The sequence below is a fragment of the Leptolinea tardivitalis genome, from assembly GCF_001050275.1.
Lineage (GTDB): Bacteria > Chloroflexota > Anaerolineae > Anaerolineales > Anaerolineaceae > Leptolinea > Leptolinea tardivitalis.
Genome location: NZ_BBYA01000010.1, coordinates 449,099 through 471,460 on the forward strand (window position 1 = coordinate 449,099; position 22,362 = coordinate 471,460).

Here is a 22,362-nt window from a genome sequence, read left to right on the forward strand (position 1 = left end):
CGGAAAGCATACACTTACAACATTCTGAGGTTTCCTTAGAAAAGATTCAGGGAAGCTGGTGAACTCTTTTAGAGTGATTCCAGCACTGTGCCGCAACTGTGAACGGCTGACCTAGCCGCAAGTCAGGATACCTGCCTTAGAAAAAATACGGCCTGTTCTCTCCGGACCAGAGAGTACGGCCAGGCAAATGAACGTAATAAACAACCGACCGGTCCGCCGGCCGGTTGTCTTTTCTAGGAAAGGATCTATGTAGAATGATGTTGGATATCCCCGCCATACCCGCTCCGAATGAAATCATCGCCAGACAGGCCCGCCAGAGACAAAACCAATTGACCAAGCCCACCGGAAGCCTTGGCCGCCTGGAGGACCTTTCAATTCAAATTGCGTCCATTCAGGGCAAGATCAAACCAGATGTCTCCCGTAAGGCGGTAGTGGTGATGGCTGGTGATCACGGAGTGACCCATGAAGGTGTAAGCGCCTATCCGGCAGATGTGACCCCACAAATGGTACATAACTTTTTAACCGGCGGTGCAGCCATTAATGTCCTTGCCCGTCAGGCCGGTGCACGCGTCAGCGTGGTGGATATGGGTGTGGCCGCCGATTTTCCTTCTGGCTGCGGTGTAATTGATCGAAAGATCGCCTATGGAACTATGAATATGGCTTCCGGACCGGCGATGACCCGCCAACAGGCAGAAAAATCCCTTAAATTTGGAATGGAAATCGCCTGGGCTGAAATCGACCGTGGACTTGATCTGATTGCCACAGGAGATATGGGTATTGGTAATACCACGCCCTCTTCTGCCATCGCAGCCGTTTTCACCGGTGAACCAGTCAGTCGGGTGACCGGCCGCGGCACCGGGTTGGATGACCGAGGTTGGGAGACCAAAGTGGCAATCATTGAAAAAGCCATTCAATTGAATCAACCAGACAAGAACGATCCTATAGATGTGCTGGCAAAAGTTGGCGGTTTTGAGATTGGCGGACTTGCCGGGTTGGTTATAGGTGCGGCCTCCCGCGGCATTCCGGTTGTGGTGGATGGGTTCATCTCCACAGCCGCCGCCTTGCTCGCCTTTGAACTGGCACCGGGTATCCAGCCGTACCTGATTGCCGCCCATCGTTCTGTAGAGGCAGGTCAACGAGCCATGCTGGATAAGTTGGGCATTGAACCATTGATGGATTTCAATATGCGACTCGGAGAAGGAACCGGTGCAGTTCTGGCTTTCCATATCATTGAAGCCGCCGTCCGTATTTTGAATGAAATGTCGACATTTGAATCTGCGGGAGTTTCTGACCGTTCATGAAGAAGTATCTGCAACTGGCCTTTTCCTTGTTGACGATCTTGCCTGTAGGTTCGTCAGATGAGCCGCCGGAACCAGGCGATACCGGTGTTGCGGCCATATGGTTTCCGTGTGTGGGTCTGGTTATAGGGTTAATCTCTGCAGTTGGCTGGTGGGTCCTCCATACCTTTCTTCCTGTTTTGCCCGCAACGGTATTGACATTGGTGCTCTGGGTTGTGCTTACCGGCGGACTGCATCTGGACGGACTGGCCGATTGCTGTGATGGATTGTTATCTGCCCACAAACCAGAACGCCGGCTTGAAATCATGGCAGACCCGCATATCGGGAGTTTCGGAATGGTCGGCCTGGTACTTTTTTTAATTACCAAATTTTCCGCCCTGTATTCAGTGAATCCTGCCAATGTATTTTTCGTTGTCATTTTTTCCAGCACATTCAGCCGCTGGCTGGTGCTGATTGGCGGAAAACAACCCCTGGCCAGGTCAGAAGGAATGGCAGCCGATCTTGTTGCTGGCCTGTCCACTCCGTCAATTCTGATGGCCGCATTTCTTCCTGTTGCATTGATGGTGTTGGGAGGCTGGCAGGCCGCTCTGGCAGCCGCGGTTTCCGCATTGGCTGTTGTTGGCATCTTTGCCTTTGCCCGCACGCGAATTGGCGGGGTAACCGGAGATGTTTTCGGGTTGACCATTGAAATAGCTGAATTGATGGTATTGTTAACCTATGCCGCTCTATCCCGCTGACCTGCCTTTCCGCATCGGAACCACATCCTATATCATTCCAGATGATATTCTGCCCAATGCCCATTACCTGGCCGGAAAGGTACAGGATATTCAACTGGTCTTGTTTGAACTGGACAGCGATCAATGCAATATTCCGAATGCCAGTCAGGTGGCGGAGTTAAATCAACTGGCCTTGAAATTCGATCTGACATATACCGTTCACCTGCCGTTGGACCTTCGCCTGGCAGCCAATCCGGGTGAAGCCTCCATTTCTCTGCAAAAAGCCCGGCGGGTCATTGAAGCTACACGCGATCTTTCACCTCAGGCGTATATCGTTCATATGGATGGCAAAGAAGAACGATCCAGCGGAGATATAAAAATACTGAAAGCGTGGCGCGAACAGGCAGTTGCCTCATTACAACAGACGGCCGGATTCCTTGAAGGAAACATCAAAAAACTGGCTGTGGAAAATCTGGAAGGGTATCCAGTTGATTTTAACGACAGCGTGATTTGCCAGTCTGGCTGCTCCCGCTGCATCGATATCGGCCACCTTTGGCTGGACGGGCAGGATCCATTGAAATTCTTTCCCGGCCGCATAGATCAGACCAGCGTGATGCATATTCACGGGATACAGGAACGCGATCACAAATCATTAATGCACATTCCAAAGGAAAACCTGGATACAGTGTTCCGCAGTTTGTTGGAAAACAATTTCACGGGTGTTGTAACACTGGAAGTTTTTTCTGAGGATGACCTGCGCACCTCTTTGCAGGCCATTACAGATTCGATCCAACGAATCAGGGGATAACCGGGCATGGCGGAAAAAGTCATCTTTATTCTGGGTGGCGCCCGCAGCGGGAAGAGCCTGTATGCTCAACAGCGGGCACAAAAAATGGGAAGTCATGTCCTTTACATAGCCACTGCCCGGGTGCAGGATGATGAAATGGAGCGCCGTGTAGCCGCACACCGTGCTGCCCGCCCTTCTGGCTGGCAGACACTGGAAGCTTCAGATCACCTGTATACCAGCCTGCAAAACCTGCCAACATATTATGATGCCATCCTTCTCGATTGCGTTACCCTGTTGCTGGGCTGGTCTTTTGCCACTCTTTCAGAAGATTCCGGTGAAGAGGCACTCACCCGATCTGCAGAAGCCGTGTTAGATGATCTTGTTAAAGGTATTCACACTCGCCCGGAACCCTGGATACTGGTCAGCAATGAGGTTGGGCTTGGTATAGTGCCAGATACCTTGATGGGGCGGGTCTTCCGGGATGTTCAGGGGCGCGCCAACCAGAAACTGGCTGCTCTGGCGGATGAAGTGTATTTCATGGCCGCCGGTATTCCCATGAAGATCAAATAGTTAAAGATAAAAAAATTATAAGAGTTTATCAATTATGAGATTTTCTATTGATTTTTATACAATCGAGTGCTATATTCACTAGTTGAATAAGAATTGTCCTCAGTTTGATTGGAGGTTTTGCTATGCCAGTATATACCTATCGGTGTGAAAGTTGCGGAGTTCAATTTGAGAAGACGCAGAAATTCAGCGATTCCCCGCTGACACGCTGCCCGGAATGCGGGAAGAAGGAATTACGCAAAGTGTACACTCCGGTTGGAATAGTCTTCAAAGGTTCCGGATTTTATGCTACCGATCACCGCTCACCATCCGGCCAGACCCGGTCGGGCAGTTCCCACAGTGAAGAAAAATCTACTGCATCAGAATCAAAAACAGTAGAAGCAGCTTCTTCCAAGCCGGCAGAGACGCCGGCACCTGCCAAAACAAAGTGAACTGTTTGTCAACCAAACAACGGGAGCGAACGCTCCCGTTTTCTTTAAATTGCCCTGTTGAGAATGGTACAATTTAACCTCTTTGGAGGATATAAATGTCAGGCAAAAACCAAACACAATCAGCCCCCAACAATGAACAGCGCAGGCGTAGAACACAACAGATTGTCTTCAATCTTCTGGCCATAATTGTGATTCTTTCATGGATCATTTCGCTTGTGGCACATTAATATTTATGAGATATAACCGGTTTACTCCATCTTCCTGTGAAACAAACTGGGAGATGCTATGAAACGCTGGCAGTTCTGGCTCGGACTGGTCATCAGTATTGTGTTTCTATATCTGGCTCTGCGCGGCCTGCACCTCGAACAGGTGTGGGGAACCATGCAAACAGCCAACTACTGGTGGCTGATTCCGGGTATTCTGGTGTATTTCATGGGCGTTTGGGTGCGAGCCTGGCGCTGGCATTATCTGCTCAGGCCGTTGAAGCCTATATCCACCCGAAAAATGTTCCCCATCGTCACCATCGGGTATATGGGCAATAATATCTACCCCGCCCGCGCCGGAGAAGTTTTGCGGGCGATTGTTTTGAAAAACCATGAAGGTGTGCCTATTTCTGCGTCTCTGGCCACCATTTTCATTGAACGGGTTTTTGACGGCGTGGTCATGCTGGGATTTGTGTTTCTCAACTTGCCGGAACTGGCCAGGCTGAACAGCGATTCGGGATTTATCGGCAGCATCCAGAATCTCTCCATCTGGGGTGCGGTGGCTTTTATAGGCGCACTGGTTGTATTTCTGCTGGCGGCTGCTTTTCCAGCTGCCAGTGAGAAGATTATTGAACGGGTGTTTATCCGTTTCCTGCCTGAGAGATTCCGTGAGAAAGTACTGGGTATTACCCGTAAATTTCTGGATGGGTTGGAATCTCTTCGAAGTCCGCGCGAAGCTTTGATGGTCTTTTTCACATCCGTGATCATCTGGCTGTTTGAAACCGGAAAATACTGGTTTGTGATGCACGCCTTTCCCTTTCAGGTCAACTTCTTTGCACTCATGCTGATGAACGGGATTGTAAATCTATCCACCACACTACCTTCAGCGCCTGGATACGTGGGTACCTTTGACGCACCGGGTATTGCACTTCTCTCTGCCTACGGTGTGCCTGGTGAAATTGCTGCCGGATATACCCTTGTATTACATGTAGCTCTCTGGCTTCCCATTACCGCCCTGGGTGCCTATTATTTTGCCCGTGAGGGACTGAAATGGGGCGTCAAACCCGATCTTACTGAACCGGAGCTCTCTGAATGAAAATCGCCATTGTGGGTTGTGGTCTGGCTGGCATGTCAGCTGCCTATGATCTGGTTAATGCCGGACATCAGGTGGATATTTTTGAATCAACAGATTATCCGGGTGGTCTGGCCGGTGGCTTTAAGGAACCTGAATGGACCTGGTCTCTTGAAAAGTTTTATCACCACTGGTTCTTATCAGACAGTCAGATGCTGGGACTGATCGAAGAGCTGGGTTTAAAAGATCATCTGGTTATCCGTCAGCCCAAGACTGTGATGTACCACAAGGGGCAGTTTTATCCTTTTGATTCTATTCCGGCGGCCATTCTCTACCCTGGTCTCGGCTGGGGAATCAATAAAATCCGGTTTGGCCTGGCCACACTGTACATCCGGCTGACCCGCAACTGGAAACCGATGGAACATGTCACCGTTGATACATGGATGCGTAAATGGGCGGGAGAAACTGCCTACAACCAGATGTGGCTGCCCATGCTGGATGGAAAATTCGGTGAACACTATGCCCGTCAGGTCAACATGGCCTGGATGTGGGCACGTCTACACAGCCGTACCACCAAACTGGCCACCTTTGAAGGCGGCTTCCAGGCTTTCGCAGATGCTTTTGCTGCTGAATTGCAGAAACGCGGCGTCACCATCCACTACAAGACCGGAGTGGATCAGATTCACCAAAATGATGATGGAAAAATAACGGTTGCAACAAAAGGCAGTGAGCAAAATTTTGATCGCTGCCTGGTAACGGTGTCACCCGCTCTGATGGCACACATGGCGCCAGATTTGCCGTCTGATTACCTGCAGGGATTGTTGAATCTCAAAAGCCTCGGTGCTGTGGTAATGGTTCTGGCCATTAAGCACCGTTTATCAGATAAGGGATATTACTGGTTCAACCTGCCGAAGGCGGCCGGTTTTCCTTTTCTGGCACTGGTGGAGCATACCAATTTCCTGCCGAAAGAATACTACGGCGGCGATCACCTTCTTTACTGCGGCGATTACCTGGAAACCGATCACGAATATTTCAAATTAACCCAGGAAGAATTATTGGAGCGGTTTTTACCTGCCTTGCAGCGTATCAACCCTGAGTTTAAGCCAGACTGGGTTCGTAAAACCTGGCTGTTCAAAACGAATTATGCCCAGCCGGTGCCTTTGGTGGATCACTCCAGGAATATTCCAGATATCCGAACACCTATGGCCGGTCTTTATTTTGCCAGCATGAGTCAGGTGTACCCGTGGGATCGCGGGACGAATTTCGCCGTCGAGATCGGCCGCAAAGCTGCCCGCATGATCCTGACGGACTCTCAAAAATGAATCGCGGACTCAGGGGCGATTCGGATTTCTTCTAGTAATAATTCTTTTTCCATACCCCCCAATTAAGGGGGAAAGAATCGATTTTAGGGCACAAACCCCTATATACGGGATTTTATTTTGAGTTGAAAACCAATACTTGGCACGAACACCTATTCGAACCAGAAATCTTAAAGATTGACATCTGTCATTTTCTTTAAGATTAATAACCTTAAAGTTTCAGGTTTTTTTAGGCTTCCGTAGTCGAATCACCTTGTTTGACCCATCCCTTTTTGTTAGAATTTGGAAGTGAATTAGAGGGGAACGCCCCCAGGCAACTTCACTCCTTATATCCGAATAAGTAAATAGAAGTGGTAATTTCCCATTGCATTGCAGTGGGATTTATTAACACTGCTATATTTCGGATACGCAATACACAGCAAGAATCTTTGATCGGAGGCCCAGTTGATGATGAACCCACAATCTGCATGGCAGGCGGCGCTTGGACAACTTCAAATGGAAATGCCCAAAGCCAACTTTGACACCTGGGTACGCAGCACCGAACTGATTAACTATGAAAAGAATACATTCACTGTAGGTGTGCAAAATGCCTATGCCCGTGACTGGCTCGATACCCGCCTCACCAGCACAGTCTCTCGTATTCTTACCGGTTTGATGGATTCCAGTCAGTCGGTGAACTTTGTCGTCTGGCAGAAGAATATTGAACCGGCCGTGGATGAAGCTGTCATTGAAAATGAAATTGAAGAAGAGCAGCGTGAAATTGAAGTGCGTACCAATCGCACGTTAAATCCGCGCTACACCTTTGATTCCTTTGTTGTAGGCGCCAGCAACCGGCTGGCTCATGCTGCCAGCCTGGCCGTGGCAGAGAACCCGGCACGTGCCTATAATCCTCTCTTCCTGTACGGGGGTGTAGGTCTGGGGAAAACCCACATGCTGCAAGCTATCGGCAATTCGACAAATGCCCGCAATTTGTCGGTGCTTTATGTTTCGTCAGAAGACTTTACCAACGACCTGATCAACGCCATTCGCACACACACCACCAACCAGTTCCGCGACCGCTACCGCAAGGCAGATATTTTGCTCATTGACGATATTCAATTCATTGCAGGTAAAGAATCAACGCAGGAAGAATTCTTCCACACCTTCAACGCCCTTCATGGAGCCAACAAACAGCTTGTAATTTCTTCTGACCGCCCTCCGAAAGCCATGGTTACCCTCGAAGAACGGCTGCGCTCCCGCTTTGAATGGGGTTTGACGGTGGATATCCAACCGCCTGACCTGGAAACCCGCATGGCGATTTTGCGATCAAAAGCGGAACGAGCCGGACGCCGGGTGCCCAACGAGATCATCGAAATCATCGCCCGCCAAATCCAATCTAACATACGTGAACTGGAGGGTGCGTTGACGCGTGTATTGGCTTTCTCCGACTTGAGCGGGATGCCTTTGACCACGCAACTGGTCACTTCTGCCCTGGCCGATATGCTGCCCCAACACAGCTCCATGGAACCACGCCAGGTGGTCAACACGGTTGCCCGCGCCTTTGGCGTCACCACCGAGCAAATGCTTGGCCGTGACCGGTCACGCGGCGTGGCACTACCCCGTCAGGTGGCTATGTACCTGTTGCGCGAAGTCGCCAATGTTTCTCTGCCACAAATCGGGCAGGCTCTTGGCGGTCGAGACCACACCACCGTGATGTATGCCTGTGAAAAAGTTGCCGACATGATAGAACGTGACGATCATTTTCGACGTCAGGTTGTGCAACTGCGCGACCAGCTGTTTGGTCGAACGCCGATGGCCCTGTAATTTCAATACCGCCTCATCATGACGAAAAACCGGAACCAGGTTCCGGTTTTTCTTATATAGATCCTCAACCTTGATACAGTAAAATAATACAGATAAATCAGAGAAATAAACATAGAATACCTAACCTGCCTCAAAATGGAGATAAGGGATGGATACATTATCAAAAGTAGTGCTGATTCGCTGTGAATCATACGATCAGGATGATGTGAGGAAAGCCGTTTCGCACGGTCTTGATCTTCTGGGTGGTGCCGGTCAATTTGCACGACCGGGTGAGAAAATTATCATCAAACCTAATCTGTTGGTGGGAGAACCGCCGGATAAATGTATCAGCCCGTACCCGACGGTTTTCAAGGCTGTACTTGAACAATTCAAACAAACCGGGGCACAACTTTCCTTTGGCGACTCACCGGCAATAGGCAGCACTCAAGCCGCGGCCCGACAGGCCGGCCTGCTGGCTGCCGCCGATGAGGTGGGGATCCCTGTAGCAGATTTCCAATCAACCCAAACCGTGCCCTTCCCGGAAGGGAATCTGATCAAACAATTTACTCTCGCCCGTTCCGTGATGGAAGCGGATGGGCTGATCAGCCTGTGCAAATTAAAAAGCCATGCCCTCACCCGCATAACCGGAGCGGTAAAGAACCAGTTTGGTTGCGTTCCAGGTGTTCTTAAAACAGAATTTCATGCTTCATTACCCAATCCAGTTATCTTCTCTCGGATGCTCGTAGACCTTAACTTGTTGATCAAACCGCGGCTTTTCATTATGGATGGCATTATAGCCATGGAAGGCAACGGGCCGCGTAACGGAACACCGCGCCAGATGAACGTGATTCTGATGTCTACAGATCCAATTGCTCTGGATGCCACCGTTTGCCGAATGATTAATCTCGACGAGTCACTGGTTGAAACCATCACTTTGGGAGAACAATACAACCTGGGTATTACCCGTGTCGAATATCTGGGGGATCCTTTGGAACAGTTCTATACCCCCGATTTCAATGTCAACCGGGATAAAACCGGAGCTGCCAATGACAGAATCCCCGCATTTTCGTCCCTGATGCGCAGGTATGTATCGCCTCGGCCGACCATTGATCGAGAAAAATGCACCCGCTGTGGCAAATGTGAAGAGGTCTGCCCTGCCCACCCTAAAGCTTTGAGCTGGGCAGATGGCCGCAAATCGCCGCCGGTATACGATTACAGTCTTTGCATCCGGTGCTATTGTTGCCAGGAATTATGTCCGCATGAAGCCATCTCAGTGAAAACACCATCTCTGGGCCGCCTGATCAGCCGGTAATGAAAAAGAATTTCCTTGACGCTGCGCAATATTACGGTACAATACAGCCAATGAAATCTGAATTGCGAGTCCGACGAACCATGTCTCTCCCACATCTCCGGATGGTTGGGTAGGTTTCGCTGGACTGTTTTACGAAGACCACATCTTCTAACGGTACATTCAAACCCCGCCATATCGGCGGGGTTTTTGTTATTATTTTCTCAGGAGGAACTCATGAATGCAAAAAAGGAAGTAAAAAAAGTAGTACTGGCATATTCAGGCGGATTGGACACCTCGGTGATCGTTCCCTGGTTGAAAGAAAATTACAATTGCGAAGTGATTTGCTACTGCGCTGATGTCGGTCAGGCAGAAGAATTGGAAAACCTGGAAGAACGTGCCAAACAGCAGGGCGCCAGCAAAATCATCAAACTTGATTTGCGCGAGGAATTTTGCAAAGATTACCTCTGGCCGCTGATTAAATCGGGCGCAGTATACGAACGCAAGTATTTACTCGGCACATCCATCGCCCGCCCGCTGATTGCCAAGAAACAGGTTGAAATCGCCTGGGCAGAAGGTGCTGATGCTGTTGCACACGGCTGTACCGGTAAAGGCAATGACCAGGTCCGTTTCGAACTGGCATTCACAGCGCTTGATCCCCGCCTCAAAGTGATTGCTCCATGGCGCGAATGGAACATCCAGTCTCGTGAAGACGCCCTGGCTTATCTCGCCGCCCATAATCTTCCCGCACCCACCAAGAATCCTTCCTTCTTCAGCCGCGACCGCAACCTGTGGCATATTTCACATGAAGGCGGTAATCTGGAAGATGCCAACAGTGAACCGCATGAAGACATGTTTGTGCTCTCAAGTTCTCCTTTTGCCGCACCGGATGAACCAGAAACAGTGGAAATCACTTTCGAACAGGGTGAACCGGTTGCCCTCAATGGTGTTCCCACTCCACCAGTAAAACTGGTGGAAACCCTTAACGCCCTGGGCGGCAAACATGGCATCGGCCGGATTGACCTGGTGGAAAATCGTCTGGTAGGCATGAAATCGCGCGGCGTTTACGAAACACCGGGCGGCACAATTCTCATGTTTGCCCACAACGAGCTGGAATCCATCACTCTTGACCGCGAAACCATGCATTATAAAGACGTCCTCGCGCACAAATACTCCGAGTTGGTGTACTTTGGCCTGTGGTTTACCCCGTTACGCGAAGCCATGGATGCCTTCTTCCAATCCACTCAGAAAGTTGTGACCGGCTCAATCAAAGTAAAATTGTACAAGGGCAATATGATCGTCGCCGGCCGTCAGAGTCCCTACAGCCTGTACCGGGAAGAGTTTGCCACATTCGGCCATTCTCAGGTGTACGATCACACCGATGCAGCCGGTTTCATCCGCCTGTTTGGGCTTCCGTCCAAAGTGCAGGCCATGATGAAAGGTCTCGGAGAAGGTATCCCGCCAGTTCCTACTGAAAAAATCATACGCGATTAAGGAGACATCATGACGCTCTGGTCAGGCCGTTTTCGCGCCGGGCTTAATTCCCTGGCATCCATTTTGAATAATTCTTTGCCGGTGGATAAGCGTCTCTATGTTGAAGATATCCGCGGCAGCCAGGCCTGGGCTCGGGCTCTGGCTGCTGCCGGTGTGTTGACCCCGAACGAGGCAGATACACTGGTGAACGGATTGCATTCTGTGTTGGATGAAATAGAATCAGGCACATTTCAATTCACCGAAAATGACGAAGACATCCATACTGCAGTTGAACGCCGGCTCACTGAATTTGTTGGTCCGGTGGGCGGTAAGCTGCACACCGGCCGCAGCCGCAACGATCAGGTAGCCACAGATTTTCGTCTGTGGCTGCTGGAAGCATCGGAGCGGCTGGATCAAGCCGTTCAAAGTCTGCAAAAAGCATTGCTCCACCGGGCGGAGACCGATATTGACGTTATTCTGCCAGGGTACACACATTTTCAACAGGCACAGCCTATCCTGTTCAGCCATTGGTGGCTGAGTCACCTGTGGCCGCTGCAGCGCGACCGCGAACGCCTGCAGCAATTGACCAAACGCGCAGCCGTCCTTCCACTGGGGAGTGGTGCCCTGGCCGGGACGACCTTCCCCATTGACCGCGCCGCTCTGGCCGGAGATCTGGGGTTTGCAGCTCCATCCCCCAATTCTCTCGATGCCGTTTCTGACCGTGACTTTGCCGCCGAATTCCTCTTCTGGGCTGCCCTTACCGGGGTACACCTCAGCCGCCTGTCAGAAGCCCTTATCCTTTATTCCACAGTGGAATATGGTTTTGTCACCATGGATGATGCGTATTCCACCGGGTCCAGCCTGATGCCGCAGAAAAAAAACCCGGATATGCTGGAATTGACCCGCGGGAAATCCGGTGTGTTGAACGGCCTGTTGACCGGTCTGCTGACCACATTAAAAGGTCTTCCTTCTGCTTATGATAAAGACCTGCAGGAAGACAAAACCGCCGTTTTCGAAGCAGCCGACATTATGGACGTGTTACTGCCAGTTATGGAAGGTGTAATTTCGACCCTCAAGGTCAATCCTGAACGCTGCCGGAGTGCCATCCACCCGGCTATATTGGCCACCGATCTCGCCGATTACCTGGTTGCCAGAGGAATTCCCTTCCGCAGTGCACATGAAGCCGTAGGCAAGGCTGTTCGTCTGGCGGAAGAGAAAGGTGAAAGCCTGGCCACCTTGCCATTAAAAGATTATCAAACCATTCATCCCGCTTTCGCCGAAGATTTGTATACCGCATTAAGTCTTGAGGCTTCTGTCAACCGGCGGTCAGTGTACGGGGGTACTGCGCTGGAAGCTGTAGAAGAACAGATCGAGGTTGCCAAAAAAGCGATCGGATAATCTATCTGTCTGTCGGAATTTTCGGAAAAATTTTCCAATCCTTATGTTGGAATCCAGACCCGATACAATTCAATTCAAAGAAACCGTAAGGGTATTGAAAATCCTTACGGTTTTTTGTTCCGATAAAGATGATCACATTTTTTTAAACATTTCCTGTACCGGAGGAAGGATCAATTCCCAGCGGGGCAAAAGCACCTGAGCGCCTTCATCGGTTTTCCAGGGAATAACCATATCATGGGTGACGGTTTGGGCATCAAAACCGGTGATGGCAGCCCGTAAGAATGCGAAACCCAGCCGCGGCCAATCCCACACAGGAATGTTGGTATCCACAGAACTCAGACCCGCCAGTATGGCACCGGGTATTCGCGGCCAGATCAACGGGTTGATCATTTGCCGTGCCACCGCCTTGATGGCCAGTTGACCGCGTGTCATGCGGAAAAAGTCATCAGATCCTTTACGATCCCTGACAAATGCCAGTGCTTTTGTGCCATCCAATGTATGGGTACCTGCCTCATAACCAGATTGCGCTGTATCCAGAGTGATCGTCAGCCCGCCCAGGGCATCAATCACTTTTACGACACCGTCAAACCGGATACGCACATAATAGGGAACTTTCACCCCAAAATCCTTTTCCACCAATCGGCGCACGGCAACAGGTCCGCTACCGTCTTTTTCGGCTTCGGCAAAAAAGTGAACGGTATTTATCCGGTTCTGGCCCACATTGGGGATATCCACCCAGAGATCCCGCGGAATAGAATACATTCCTACATACGGGCGGGTCGGAACGACCGTCATTAGAATCAGGGTGTCTGTGCGACTGATGCTGCTGCCCTGCGGGGCTCGATCAAGACCCATCACCACCATATTGGTTCGAATGGGCATTAAAAAATACCCGCCGATACACATGAAGATCAATAAAACCAGCAATCCAAGCAGACAGCCGGTTAACGGTGAGAGACGCTGCCGATCTAACCGGATAGGTTGCATCCGGTCGAGGGGAATTATTGGTTTGTCACCCGGAACGGGATAATAGGCGTACGAATTCATCACATTACCGCTAAAACTTAACCTATTGTACTCCGATTTGTCCATCAATGACCACGATGTTTTTCCGCCCGCCGAACCTGGCGCAACCTGTACTTGTGATCGTTCTCCAGTTGACGTTCTTCTTTTGAGATCAATTTTCGTTCTCTGGCATTGATTTCATATTCTTTTTGAAGAGCTTCCTGTGCACGTGTAGACCGGCAGGGATTCCGCATTTCTGCCCGGATCTCACGCATACGTCGTTTGTAGTTCACCTTTTCAGTTAAAACATTTTCCGCAGGTACCGGTCTTGAAAAAGCAACCGAAGGATATTTTTCCAAAACGAACTTAAGCAATTCCGGCTCAGATGGTTCAGCCCCAAATACGTGCTTTGCCGTCTGATACAGGCCGTTTTCAGTTTTTTCAAAAATCCCCACCCAGTATGGGGGGTCAAAGTAGACAGTCAATTTACCTTCCATCATGTGAATTCCTATAAACAGAAAAGAACTGCAATGGGCAGTTTGAATCCAATGCGAAAATTCGCGGTTCAAATGTGAAATGAAGGAAGGTTTACTTGATCAGAATTATACCGAAATCTTCTCCAATCTGAAATCTGTTGCATTCGGAAGAAAATTGTCAATTGAAATTCGTGAATTTAATCGGCATAATTATTGTGATTAACAATATTATGCTTAGCATTTCACTGACGCACATCCCTGCCAGATAATTTCCCCATCAAAAAACCAGGAACCTACGCAGCCAATTGAATAGTAAGGCCTGAGATGAAGTCGAATCCTGAATTGTCATTCCATTCAGGGTTGCGAACTAACTTGAAAGACCATCTGCCAAAGCAACCATCATCCATGAATCTGGTTATTGGATAATGTTTGCCATCTTTTCAATTTCCTCATAAAGATTATAGAAAGGGGAAGTCAGCCATGAAATTTCTCAACAATATCAAAACCCAGGTGAAATTGGTTGGCGGGTTTCTACTGGTTTCATTGTTGATTCTGGTGGTTTCCGTCATCAGCTATATCAATATGAACAGCATGAATAACAACATGAATATCCTCTTTGAAGAGCGGACTAAACCCATCATTAATATTGAAATGGCCGAATCTGCCTTGTTGACGATTCGGGGAGATATGATGAAATACATGTTGATTCCAGATCAACGGGCAGCCATTGCAAATACGATCAAATCCGACAAAGCCACAGTAAGCGAAAATGTTGAAAAATACCGGGGAATCGTTGTTTCAGAAGAGCACAAAGCAGCCATGGCAGAATTTGATAAAGCGTTGGCAGAGTATTATACGGCTTTAGATAAGGCACTTGCTGAAGTTGACAGCGGGAATAATGAAACCGCGATGACCAGTATTTCTGATGGCGGAGACGTATCCAATACCCGAAAAGCCGTGGCAGCCGCCACAACCAAACTTGTGAACATTACCATTCAACTTGCCACAGAAGAAAAAACAAAGGGAGATAATACTTTTTCTCAGGCTACAGTAATGCTAATTATCGTGTCACTGGTTTTATTGGCTATTTCCGTCTTTATGGGTATTTCTATTGCGCGAAATATCACCATACCTCTGGGACAATCTGTCAGTGCCATCACGCGTATCGCCAAAGGCGATCTGGTGCGAGATCTGGACGAAAAGTCCCGGAAAGCAGTTGCCGATAGACGAGATGAACTGGGTGATCTGGGCAAAGGTATGAATAACCTCATCGCATACTTGCAGAAAATGGGTGATGCGGCGAAAGTCATTGCCAATAATGATCTGACTGTAAATGTTCAGCCCGAATCGGAAAAAGACGAATTGGGTAATGCGTTCCTGAATATGGTCAACGGGTTGCGCGATTCGGTGAGTCAGATTAATAAAAATGCCACAGAATTAGCCCAGGCTTCTGAACAACTGGCAGATGCCGCCAACCAGGCAGGATTGGCAACCAATCAAATCAGCAATACCGTACAACAGGTGGCCAAAGGTACTTCTGACCAGGCATCTTCGGTTACAAAAACGGCTTCTGCCATAGACCAGATGACCAAAGCCATTGAAGGTGTGGCGAAAGGCGCCCAGGAGCAAAGTCATGCTATTGCAAAGGCAGCCGAAATAACCGCTCAAATCAATGTGGCTATCCAACAGGTTACAGGAAATGCAGAATCTGTCACCCGTGACTCTGTGGCGGCCGCTGAGGCCGCCCGCAGCGGTGTGACCACGGTGGAAGAAACCCTGAATGGTATGCAAAGCATCAAATCAAAGGTAGGAGCTTCAGCAGAAAAAGTTCAGGAGATGGGAAAACGATCGGGAGAGATTGGCGCCATCGTCGAAACCATCGAAGATATTTCTTCACAAACCAATTTGCTGGCATTAAATGCGGCCATTGAAGCCGCCCGGGCAGGTGAACACGGCAAAGGGTTTGCCGTGGTGGCAGACGAAGTGAGAAAACTGGCAGAACGTTCGTCTCATGCCACCAAGGAAATCGGCACATTGATCGCTGGAATTCAAGAGACTGTATCAGAAGCCGTTAAAGCCATGGAAGAAGGATCTCATGAGGTGGAATTAGGAGTTGCCAGTGCCAACAAAGCCGGATCAGCATTATCCGAAATTTTAACGGCAGCACAGGCTGTGAATGATCAGGCTGTCATGGCAGGCAAAGCTGCGAAACAGATGAGCCTATCATCCAGCGAATTGGTAACAGCCGTCGATTCCGTTTCAGCGATTGTGGAAGAAAATACCGCAGCCACAGAACAGATGGCAGCCAATTCCACTGAAGTCTCCCAGGCTATTGAAAGCATTGCCAGCGTAAGCGAGGAGAACAGCGCCGCTATTGAAGAAGTATCCGCTTCGGCAGAAGAAATGACCGCCCAGGTAGAAGAAGTGACCGCATCCGCCCAGTCGCTTGCCAATATGGCCGAGACTCTGCAGGAAGTGGTGAAACGGTTCAAATTGTAGGTTTCTTACCGATTACTTCCAGGTATCGATTATGAACTTTGCATCATCAAAAGCCTGACGGAGTAATCGTTCAGGGGTCATAGTCTGTTCCAGTTTCCTTCAAACGCAGAATGCAGGTTCTTTTTCAATGAAAGATCTGCATTCTGCGGATTGTCTGGTTGATTCATAAAAAATAGACAGTCAACAGGCTGCCAGATAACGAGTGATGATTTCCTTATGGGCAACTCCTCATAATGATTTCATCACTATGAAAAGTATATATTTCTGATAATTTTATCCAGATTTAATTCTTGCTTTATATCGAAAAAGAGCAAATTCCCTATCCTAAATAAAGGATGAAGGGGAGTTGGAAAAATCCAAAGACCATAATGCAATTTCGATTTTTGATCACCAGATCGTTTTTTATCAGATAAGGAGGGAAACCAATCTAAACCAGAGTAAGAATTTTTCATTTCTAAAGTGTGTGGGAATCTCTCAGGGTTGAGCATAACACCCCAACCCATCGTGGCAATCATCATAAAACAAAAGACAAAACAGCATACCTGGGAGGGTAATTATGAAATTTTTAAGTGATATGAAAATGAAGTTGAAGCTGACTCTAGGCTTCGTTCTTGTGGCGCTTCTTATTCTGGTTGTTTCTCTGGTCAGTTATTCCAGCCTGGGCAGTTTGAATCTTGTTTCCGAAAACATGTATAACCACCAGGTTTTACCCATTCAGCAGATGGACAATGTGCAATCGGGTTTAATGACAGCCCGTGGGGATATCATGAAGTATATCCTTCTGCCTGAACAACGAACGGAAATAAAAAAATCTCTTGAAGAAACCAAGGCCGACCTTGATCAGAACCTGGCAGAATATCAAAAGGGGGATCTTTCTGAGGGAGAACGTACAGCCGCCAAATCATTGGAATCTGCTCTGGCAGAGTTTTTCTCTTATGTTGATGAAGATATAGCTTTCATTGATAAAGGCGATCAAGATTCTGCCATGACGTCCATTTCAGACGGCGGAAAAACCTCAGACGCCCGACTCGCCGCCAGTGAACTTGTAACCCGACTGGTCACTTCCAATAAAAATCAGGCAAAGCAGGCGTTGGAAGATGGTGACACAACGTTTAACAATGCCTTACGCTTGTTGATCATATTTGTTGTTGTATGTTTCGGCCTTGCCATTGCTCTGGGATTAATCATTGCCAACAACATCACTACTCCTATCGCAGTTGCTGTAGAAGCCATACGAAAAGTAGCTCAGGGTGACCTTTTGAGAGACATGGCTCAGGAGAAGAAGAATATCGTCACACTCCGGGGCGACGAAATCGGCGATATTGGCAAGGGATTGCATCAAATGGTGGGCTACCTTCAAAACATGGGGGAAGTTGCTGAAACCATTGCAAATAACGACCTCACCGTTTCGATTAAGGCCATTTCTGAAAGAGATGAATTGGGAAATGCCTTCGTCAAAATGATTCAAGGTCTTTCCAATACTGTCAGTATGATCACCCAGAGTACATCTGACCTTTCTGCTGCCTCGGAGCAATTAGCCAGCGCCGCCAACCAGGCCAGTCTGGCTACCAATCAGATCAGCAACACAATACAGCAGGTGGCCAAGGGTACGGCTGACCAGGCATCATCTGTGACCAAAACTGCCGCCTCTATGGAGCAGATGTCAAAAGCCATTGATGGTGTGGCCAAAGGAGCACAGGAGCAAAGTATCGCGATTTCGAAAGCAGCAGAAATTACCTCGAAAATCAGCACTGCCATTCAACAGGTTACCGGAAATGTCTCTTCCGTCACAAAAGATTCTGATGCCTCGGCTGAAGCAGCCCGTATCGGTGCTGCCACAGTCCAAGAAACATTGAAAGGTATGCAGAGTATCAAATCCAAAGTGGATATCTCTGCCTCAAAGGTGCAAGAAATGGGTCAGCGTTCTGGTGAAATTGGCGCCATCGTAGAAACCATCGAGGATATTGCCTCACAGACCAATCTGCTGGCTTTGAACGCCGCCATCGAAGCCGCTCGAGCTGGTGAACATGGTAAAGGTTTCGCCGTCGTGGCTGATGAGGTCAGGAAATTGGCTGAACGGTCATCTCAGGCGACAAAAGAAATCGGCACTCTGATTTCCGGAATTCAATCAACGGTTGCAGAAGCTGTCAAAGCCATGGATGAAGGCTCAAAAGAGGTAGAGCTGGGTGTCAGTAGTGCCAATAAAGCCGGATCTGCCCTGGCAGACATTCTTAAGGCAGCGCAGGCTGTGAATGACCAGGCAAACCTGGCCGCCCAAGCTGCCCAGGAAATGAGTCAGTCATCCAGTGAACTGGTTTCTGCCGTTGATTCTGTTTCAGCTATTGTTGAAGAAAATACAGCCGCAACCGAAGAAATGACTGCCAATTCTACAGAAGTAACCCAGGCTGTAGAGAGTATTGCCAGTGTAAGTGAAGAAAACAGCGCTTCAATTGAAGAAGTCTCAGCATCAGCCGAAGAGATGAGTGCCCAGGTAGAAGAAGTCACCGCTTCTGCGCAATCACTCGCGGATCTGGCAAAAACGCTGCAGGATATTGCCCACCGCTTTAAATTGGTTGAAGCCTGATCTTCAAATATTGGAATATCACTATGGAAAAACAACTCGTAGTTTTTGAACTGGCAGATGAATTTTATGGAGTAGACATTGCCTGTGTTGAAAGCATTATCAAAATGCAGGAAATAACCCGAATGCCGCAATCTCCCACTTTTGTGGAAGGAATCACAAACCTGCGTGGAAAGGTATTACCAGTCATTGATCTTGAAAAACGATTCGACATACCATCCCATGAACGAAACCACGACACCCGTATTATGGTGATCAACATTGATGCACTTGAAGTAGGAATGATCGTTTCGGCTGTTTCAGAAGTGTTGACGATTGATGAGTCAGTCATAGAACCGGCACCTCCGATTGTCACAACAGTCAGATCAAACTTCATTTCTGGTATTGCCCGGGTGGATTCACGATTAATAATTCTACTGAATATGGAACAGGTTCTAAGCAGTCAGGAAAAAAACCAGATAGTGATGCTGACAGTCTGATTCTCGGTATTTTCGATAAAACGGGATAAATCTAGAACTAGATTTATCCCGTTTGTAATTCCCAATCTTATTTTATTTGATTTATTCGGACAAGTTAATACATTTTTTGTTTCAGATTAATCCTGTTTTTATTATCAATCTGCTTTTTAACGATAATATAAATTTGTATTACGTATTATTAAAGTTTTAATAATGAAATGATGTTGTTATTTTATGCTTATAAGAATATTTCATTCCCAAGAAAACAAAAAAACATCCTGTCGATCTTTTCTGATTGTTCCTGACGGGATCATCTTTCATTTGGATACATCCCCTTTACAAATGTAAAGGGGATTATTTTGTCAAAAAAACTATGTCTTCAGAAGGTGGAATATGAAATTCCTTGATAATATAAAGACCCGTATCAAACTCACCGGGGGATTTATTACAGTAGCCATGCTTATTGTGGTTGTGGCGTTAATTAGCTTTATCAATATTCAAAAAATCAACAACAGCATGACTGACATGTACCTCAATCGCACCCTGCCAATTCAAGAAATCGGAAAAATGAACACCGATCTCATGACAATCCGGGGGGATGTGATGAAATATGTATTAATCCCCGAACAACGGGCAACCATTCGGCAAACTATTGAAAATAGTAAAGCTAACCTCAATGAAAATCTCACAAAATTTAATTCAAAAACTCTGAAAAAAGAGGAACAAAGCGCTCTATCTGAGTTTAATCAAACACTAACTGAATACTATTCTTCCGTTGATAACATCCTTACCAGTGTTGACAATGGTGATGAAGATGCCGCATTGAAGAGTCTTTCTGATGGCGGAGAAATTTCTAATGCCAGAAAAGCGGTTGGAGAAGATATTACAACACTTGAAAATCTAATCATTCAATATGCCAAACAGGCAAAAGATGATGGTGACACTGCTTTCACCCAGGTTGTTACATTTTTGGTGATCCTTGTTCTTGTCTGCTTTGTTATTGCCATCTCACTTGGTTTAATGATTTCCAACAACATCACAAAACCTCTGGGCATCGCAGTAACAGCCATAAAACAGATCGCCAGTGGCGATCTCTTGCGTGATCTGGATGAAAAAATGAAAGATGTTGTCCGGTTGCGTAAGGACGAAATTGGTGAAATTGGCAAGGGAATGGATTCACTTGTAGAGTATCTTCAATCTATGGGCGATGCCGCCGGAACAATCGCAAAAAATGACCTTACAGTAGACATTCAATTACGATCTGAAAAGGATGAACTGGGTAAGGCCTTCCAGACCATGGTACATGATCTACGTGAAACGGTCGGACAGATCAGCGATAATGCCGGCAACCTTTCAGCGGCTTCAGAACAACTGGCTAACGCCGCTGCCCAGGCCGGGCAGGCTACCAATCAGATCAGCAACACCATCCAACAGGTGGCCAAAGGAACAGCTGACCAGGCTACCGGTGTCAACAAAACCGCCTCTGCCACCGAACAGATGTCCAAAGCGATTGAAGGTGTAGCAAAAGGCGCCCAGGAACAGAGCCAGGCGATTTCACGGGCTGCAGAGATTACTTCTCAGATTAATGCAGCCATTCAACAGGTGACCGGTAATGTTGAATCTGTTACCCGCGACTCAGTGGCTGCTGCCGATGCCGCCCGCAGCGGTGTAACAACAGTGGATGAAACCCTGCGAGGAATGCAGAGCATTAAATCCAAAGTTGGAGCATCAGCCGAGAAAGTTCAGGAGATGGGTCAACGGTCCGGTGAAATTGGTGCAATTGTGGAAACGATTGAAGATATTGCTTCTCAAACCAATTTGCTGGCGCTTAACGCCGCCATTGAAGCCGCCCGCGCTGGTGAACATGGCAAGGGCTTTGCTGTGGTGGCAGATGAGGTTCGAAAACTGGCGGAACGCTCTTCACAGGCAACTAAAGAGATTGGCAGTCTGATCGCTGGAATTCAAACAACGGTTGCAGAAGCCGTGAGAGCTATGGATGAAGGCTCAAAAGAAGTGGAGCTTGGGGTCGCCAGTGCCAATAAAGCCGGTTCCGCCCTGTCAGATATTTTGACCGCCGCGCAGGCTGTCAACAATCAGGCTAACCTAGCCGGCCAGGCTGCCAAGCAGATGAATTTGGCTTCGAGTGAACTGGTATCTGCGGTGGATACTGTGTCAGCTGTGGTGGAAGAGAATACCGCCGCCACAGAAGAAATGTCTGCGAATTCTTCCGAGGTCACACAGGCTATTGAGAGCATTGCCAGTGTCAGCGAAGAAAACAGCGCCGCCATTGAAGAAGTCTCCGCCTCCACAGAAGAAATGAGTGCCCAGGTAGAAGAAGTCACCGCCTCAGCGCAATCTCTCGCAGAACTTGCCCAGAATCTCCAGGTTCTTGTCAATCGGTTCAAACTTACCGCTTCCTGAGGTTTCCTGACACAACAAGACACGGAAGAATAACACCGCTTCCGTGTCTTTCACTTCTTTATCTTTTATATGGAGCGGAAAAATGGAAAAACAACTGGTTATTTTTGAACTGGGCAAGGAGTATTTTGGGATTGATATTGCCATTGTAGAAGGCATTATTAAGATGCAAGAGATCACCCGAATGCCCAAATGCCCGGATTTTGTGGAAGGAATCATCAACCTCCGGGGATCGGTGCTTCCGGTGATTGATCTTCAAAAGCGTTTTGGTATTCCCGTGCAGGAATACAACCATGCGACACGCATTGTGAATGTAAATCTGGGCGATCTGAAAATTGGCATGATTGTCACCGCTGTCTCAGAAGTCCTGACCATTGACGACTCGGTGATCGAACCGGCGCCGCCTATTGTCACCACGGTGAACTCAAACTTTATCTCAGGCATTGCCCGGGTTGATTCGCGGTTGATTATTCTGCTGGATATGAATCAGGTTCTTAACTGTCAGGAAAAAACACAGGCAATGGCTTTGGAAGCCTGAAGTCTTCATTCAAGTGGACAGAGACCGGGACAGTTCAAAAAATGAATTGCCCC

Annotated in this window: 19 protein-coding genes and 1 riboswitch; of the genes, 17 read left to right on the plus strand and 2 right to left on the minus strand. The window is 48.2% G+C overall.

Translation table 11 applies throughout. From position 1 onward, the window contains the following. Positions 1–10: 10 nt before the first annotated feature. Positions 11–153: riboswitch (cobalamin riboswitch) on the plus strand. Positions 154–254: 101 nt separating this feature from the next. From cobT to argH, 12 genes are all read left to right on the plus strand, one after another. Further along, positions 255–1,301 (plus strand): nicotinate-nucleotide--dimethylbenzimidazole phosphoribosyltransferase, encoded by a 1,047-nt coding sequence (cobT, locus tag LTAR_RS11555; protein ID WP_062422394.1) that lies wholly within the window; start codon positions 255–257, stop codon positions 1,299–1,301. After that, a complete protein-coding gene (cobS, locus tag LTAR_RS11560) occupies positions 1,298–2,035 on the plus strand; it encodes an adenosylcobinamide-GDP ribazoletransferase (protein WP_062422395.1) in 738 nt (245 codons plus the stop codon). Before cobT ends, cobS begins: the two co-directional genes overlap by 4 nt. Next, positions 2,016–2,822, plus strand: a complete 807-nt coding sequence (gene cbiR / locus LTAR_RS11565) for a cobamide remodeling phosphodiesterase CbiR (protein WP_062422396.1) — start codon at positions 2,016–2,018, stop codon at positions 2,820–2,822. Before cobS ends, cbiR begins: the two co-directional genes overlap by 20 nt. Before the next feature lie 6 nt (positions 2,823–2,828). Beyond that, positions 2,829–3,371, plus strand: coding sequence for a bifunctional adenosylcobinamide kinase/adenosylcobinamide-phosphate guanylyltransferase (gene cobU / locus LTAR_RS11570; RefSeq protein ID WP_062422397.1), 543 nt, complete (start codon positions 2,829–2,831; stop codon positions 3,369–3,371). A gap of 122 nt (positions 3,372–3,493) precedes the next feature. Then, positions 3,494–3,799 carry an FmdB family zinc ribbon protein gene (locus LTAR_RS11575; RefSeq protein ID WP_062422398.1) on the plus strand — a complete coding sequence of 102 codons (306 nt, stop codon included), beginning with the start codon at positions 3,494–3,496 and terminating at the stop codon, positions 3,797–3,799. 95 nt (positions 3,800–3,894) lie between these two features. Continuing rightward, entirely contained in the window at positions 3,895–4,026 is a 132-nt protein-coding gene (locus LTAR_RS17565; protein ID WP_269079269.1) for a hypothetical protein, read from the plus strand. A 58-nt stretch (positions 4,027–4,084) separates the two neighbouring features. Continuing rightward, on the plus strand, positions 4,085–5,098 hold the full coding sequence (locus LTAR_RS11580; RefSeq protein WP_062422399.1) for a lysylphosphatidylglycerol synthase transmembrane domain-containing protein: 1,014 nt from the start codon (positions 4,085–4,087) through the stop codon (positions 5,096–5,098). Next, on the plus strand, positions 5,095–6,396 hold the full coding sequence (locus LTAR_RS11585) for an NAD(P)/FAD-dependent oxidoreductase (protein ID WP_062422400.1): 1,302 nt from the start codon (positions 5,095–5,097) through the stop codon (positions 6,394–6,396). The genes LTAR_RS11580 and LTAR_RS11585 overlap by 4 nt, the downstream gene beginning before the upstream one ends. Positions 6,397–6,840: 444 nt before the next feature. Beyond that, complete coding sequence (gene dnaA, locus LTAR_RS11590; protein WP_062422401.1) at positions 6,841–8,196, plus strand: chromosomal replication initiator protein DnaA; 1,356 nt, start codon at positions 6,841–6,843, stop codon at positions 8,194–8,196. A gap of 148 nt (positions 8,197–8,344) precedes the next feature. After that, positions 8,345–9,487: a DUF362 domain-containing protein gene (locus tag LTAR_RS11595; protein WP_062422402.1), complete on the plus strand. Its 1,143-nt coding sequence runs from the start codon at positions 8,345–8,347 to the stop codon at positions 9,485–9,487. A 213-nt stretch (positions 9,488–9,700) separates the two neighbouring features. After that, positions 9,701–10,957: an argininosuccinate synthase gene (locus tag LTAR_RS11600; protein WP_062422403.1), complete on the plus strand. Its 1,257-nt coding sequence runs from the start codon at positions 9,701–9,703 to the stop codon at positions 10,955–10,957. 9 nt (positions 10,958–10,966) lie between these two features. After that, on the plus strand, positions 10,967–12,334 hold the full coding sequence (gene argH / locus LTAR_RS11605; protein WP_062422404.1) for an argininosuccinate lyase: 1,368 nt from the start codon (positions 10,967–10,969) through the stop codon (positions 12,332–12,334). Between the two features lie 132 nt (positions 12,335–12,466). Here the strand turns inward: argH and LTAR_RS11610 are convergent, their stop codons facing one another. Together LTAR_RS11610 and LTAR_RS11615 are read right to left on the minus strand one after the other, a co-directional pair. Beyond that, positions 12,467–13,381 (minus strand): LCP family protein, encoded by a 915-nt coding sequence (locus LTAR_RS11610; protein ID WP_062422405.1) that lies wholly within the window; start codon positions 13,379–13,381, stop codon positions 12,467–12,469. Between the two features lie 44 nt (positions 13,382–13,425). Beyond that, positions 13,426–13,839, minus strand: a complete 414-nt coding sequence (locus LTAR_RS11615) for a YjdF family protein (protein ID WP_062422406.1) — start codon at positions 13,837–13,839, stop codon at positions 13,426–13,428. Between the two features lie 456 nt (positions 13,840–14,295). Here LTAR_RS11615 and LTAR_RS11620 point away from each other — a divergent pair, with 456 nt between their 5' ends. From LTAR_RS11620 to LTAR_RS11640, 5 genes are all read left to right on the plus strand, one after another. Continuing rightward, on the plus strand, positions 14,296–16,314 hold the full coding sequence (locus LTAR_RS11620; RefSeq protein ID WP_062422407.1) for a methyl-accepting chemotaxis protein: 2,019 nt from the start codon (positions 14,296–14,298) through the stop codon (positions 16,312–16,314). 556 nt (positions 16,315–16,870) lie between these two features. Next, positions 16,871–18,898: a methyl-accepting chemotaxis protein gene (locus tag LTAR_RS11625; protein WP_062422408.1), complete on the plus strand. Its 2,028-nt coding sequence runs from the start codon at positions 16,871–16,873 to the stop codon at positions 18,896–18,898. Positions 18,899–18,921: 23 nt separating this feature from the next. Then, positions 18,922–19,374 (plus strand): chemotaxis protein CheW, encoded by a 453-nt coding sequence (locus LTAR_RS11630; protein ID WP_062422409.1) that lies wholly within the window; start codon positions 18,922–18,924, stop codon positions 19,372–19,374. Positions 19,375–19,746: 372 nt separating this feature from the next. Continuing rightward, complete coding sequence (locus LTAR_RS11635; RefSeq protein WP_062422410.1) at positions 19,747–21,774, plus strand: methyl-accepting chemotaxis protein; 2,028 nt, start codon at positions 19,747–19,749, stop codon at positions 21,772–21,774. Between the two features lie 82 nt (positions 21,775–21,856). Then, a complete protein-coding gene (locus LTAR_RS11640) occupies positions 21,857–22,309 on the plus strand; it encodes a chemotaxis protein CheW (protein WP_062422411.1) in 453 nt (150 codons plus the stop codon). Positions 22,310–22,362: the final 53 nt, after the last annotated feature.